Here is a 3535-nt window from a genome sequence, read left to right on the forward strand (position 1 = left end):
GGTATCTTTACCGCCAGGATGGCGGCGTTACGTAAAGCGTGTGTAAATCCTAATTAGCCTAACATCTGATAGAGAAGAGAGCGCTCAAATAACCAAAAGTCTTTATGCTATAAAGAGTGGTTCGGATCTTACACTTGATAAGTTTGTTCTCTCGATTGACTTCACGGCTAATTTCTATGCTACTTATTTGGCTTCAACAGTGCAGGCGGAGCAAGGGATTGAGGCGAGCGATCGCATCTTTACTTGCAGCTATTTTGCTGTGGTGCGGAATGCCGGGGGCGATCGCGATCGCCCGCGAAAACCCACCTAACCCACCCTTAACAAAGGCGGGACAAGGGCAGGTATCCTCAATTCAACCCTATCTCGATCGCGTCATTCAGCAGGTGACAGAATTTCGCCTCGAAAATGGCATGAAATTCATTGTCCTAGAAAGGCCCAGAGCTCCTGTAGTTTCCTTTCTGATTTATGCTGATGTAGGTGGAGCAAATGAACCTAATGGCAAAACAGGTGTTGCTCACTATCTAGAGCATTTAGCATTCAAAGGAACTCCCAAAATCGGGACAACAGACTATAAAGCTGAAAAACCCCTGCTAGAAAAACAGGATAAAATATTTGACCAAATCCAAGCAGCTAAAGCTAGCGGTAAGACAGAAGAAGTAGCAAAGTTAAAGACAGAATTTGACAAGATTGAAGCCGAAGCATCAGCCTACGTCAAGCAGAATGAATTGGGTAAAATAGTTGAGCAGGCAGGAGGTGTAGGACTAAATGCCACCACTTCTATTGATGCAACTTCCTACTTTTATAGTCTGCCATCGAATAAGCTAGAACTGTGGATGTCTCTGGAGTCGGAGCGGTTTCTAGAACCAGTTTTTAGAGAATTTTATAAGGAAAAACAGGTAATTTTAGAAGAGCGCAGATTGCGAAGCGAAAATTCCCCTGTGGGTAAGATGATTGAGGCATTTGCAGATAAGGCTTTTTCTACCCATCCCTATCGCCGCCCAGTGATTGGCTACAGTGAAGATATTCGCAATTTAAAAAGGAGTGATGTTCGAGAATTTTTCGATGCTTACTACATTCCTAGCAAGTTGACAGTGGCGGTGGTAGGCGATGTTCAAGCCTCAAATGTGAAGCGACTAGCAGAGGTTTATTTCGGTCGCTACAAGGCTAAGCCAGCGCCTCCAGAATTGACAATTGTGGAACCTCCGCAAACGGAACCAAGGGAAGTGACCGTGCGGTTGCCCTCCCAGCCTTGGTATTTGGAGGGATATCACCGACCGGCGATGAATCATCCCGATCATGTCATTTATGAAGCGATCGCCAGCTTACTCAGCAGTGGTCGCACTTCTCGCCTCTATAAGTCTTTGGTAGAAAAACAACAAGTAGCCCTAGTTGCTGAGGGTTTCAGCGGCTATCCAGGGGAAAAGTATGCGAATTTGATGCTTTTTTATGCGATGACGGCTCCTGGCCATACTGTTGATGAGGTGGCGACGGCTCTGGGGACTGAGATTGAGCGGTTGCAATCTGAGCCTGTTTCTGATGTGGAGTTGGCGCAGGTGAAAACTAAAGCGCGAGCGAGTTTGTTGCGATCGCTCGATTCTAACCAGGGTATGGCTTTTGCGCTGGTAAATTATGAAGTGAAAACGGGTTCCTGGCGCAATTTGTTTAAGGAGTTAGACGCGATCGCTGCTATTACGACTGCCGATATTCAGCGTGTCGCTAAAGCAACTTTCCGCCCAGAAAATCGCACAGTAGGACGACTATTGCCTAATTGAAAGCTGTTAACTGTTAACTGTTAACTGTTAACTGTTACAAGAACTTACTCAGTATCAGCTAAACACAAAGAGTTGCAATTACAGGACTTACGCAAAATATCAGTAGCGCCGCCATCTTGGCGGTCAAGGAACCGCCAAGATGGCGGCGTTACGTAAGTAATACGCAAGTCTTAAATTACTTCCCAGGCTCGTAATGACATAACAGGAGAAAACATGGCAATTAAAGGAGAAAGAATGCAGAGCAAAAGCGGAATGAATAAACAGGCAAAGTTATTGCTTTTTACCTTTAGCTTTGTGGTATTTGCCTGTTTAATTTTTAATTTTTCCTCTGCTTTTGCAGTAGCAGCAAAACACTATGACGAGTTAACTTTCCCACCATTACCAGAGCTTCAGTTGCCGAAATACACTCGGTTTGAACTTAAAAATGGAATGCGGGTGTATTTAATGGAAGACCACGAATTACCGCTGGTGGGCGGGACAGCCTTGGTTCGCACTGGCGATCGCTTTGAACCGACAGATAAAGTGGGATTGGGAAGTTTAACAGGAAATGTAATGCGAACTGGAGGCACTCGCCAGCATTCACCGGACGAACTCAATCAGTTATTAGAACAGCGGGCGGCGGCGGTAGAAACTGGTATTGGCATTACTTCTGGTAGCGCAGGTTTTAGTGCTTTAAGTGAAGATTTGGATACTGTTTTTACACTATTTACTGAGGTGATTCGAGAGCCAACATTTGCTCAAGATAAACTCGATTTAGCTAAGAATCAAGAACAAGGCGCGATCGCGCGGCGGAATGACGATCCAGACGATATTGCTGGGCGAGAATTTCAAAAGTTAATTTATGGCGATCGCAGTCCTTACGCTCGTACAGTAGAGTATCAAACGCTCAAAAATATATCCCGCGAGGATTTGGTGAGTTTCTATCAGCAGTATTTCCATCCTCAGAATATAATTCTGGGCATTTCCGGGGATTTTGACACTGCGAAAATGCGATCGCTTATTGAACAGAAGTTTGGCGATTGGCAATCCGCACAGGGAAGTAGCGAATTACCTTTACCTACTGTATCTCAAGCTAACAAAAGTGGTTTATTTTTCGTAAATCAGCCGCAATTAAGCCAAAGTTACATAGAAATGGGTCACTTAGGCGGTACTTTTAACAATCCTGACTATGCAGCCCTGGATGTAATGAATGGCGTGCTTAATGGTTTTGGGGGGCGTTTGTTTAATAATGTGCGATCGAGCAAAGGATTAGCATACAGCGTTTACGCTGCTTGGAGTCCCAGATTTGACTATCCGGGAATATTTATCGCTGGGGGACAGACGCGATCGGAGGCGACAGTACCATTTATTCAAGCTATTCACGCTGAAATTGAGCGGATTCGTACTGAAAAAGTTACCCCAGAAGAATTAGCTTTTGCTAAAGACTCAACCCTCAATTCTTTTATCTTCAATTTTGAAGATCCCAGTCAAACTTTATCGCGATTGATGCGATATGAATACTACAATTATCCCGCTGATTTCATCTTCCGCTATCGCCGTCAAGTTGAATCAACAACAATTGCTGATGTACAACGAGTTGCAAAAACATACCTGAAACCGGATAACATTGTAACGTTAGTAGTAGGAAATATTGATGCGATTAAGCCACCTTTAACCAGTCTAGGAAATTCAGTTAAGGTGCAATCAATTGATATTACAATTCCCGCTCAGAGTTGAACAGAACAAGTAATATCCGTAACGCCGCCCTCTGGGCGGTTAATCAC

The 3535-nt window shown here is 44.3% G+C and carries 2 protein-coding genes; both read left to right on the plus strand.

What is annotated here, in order from left to right:
• Positions 1-269: 269 nt before the first annotated feature.
• Positions 270-1772, plus strand: coding sequence for a pitrilysin family protein (locus PY364_RS17020; protein WP_275524266.1), 1503 nt, complete (start codon positions 270-272; stop codon positions 1770-1772).
• Positions 1773-1985: 213 nt separating this feature from the next.
• On the plus strand, positions 1986-3488 hold the full coding sequence (locus PY364_RS17025) for a pitrilysin family protein (protein ID WP_275524264.1): 1503 nt from the start codon (positions 1986-1988) through the stop codon (positions 3486-3488).
• The last annotated feature ends 47 nt before the right edge of the window (positions 3489-3535 follow it).

The organism is Kamptonema sp. UHCC 0994, assembly GCF_029167235.1.
GTDB lineage: Bacteria > Cyanobacteriota > Cyanobacteriia > Cyanobacteriales > Microcoleaceae > Kamptonema.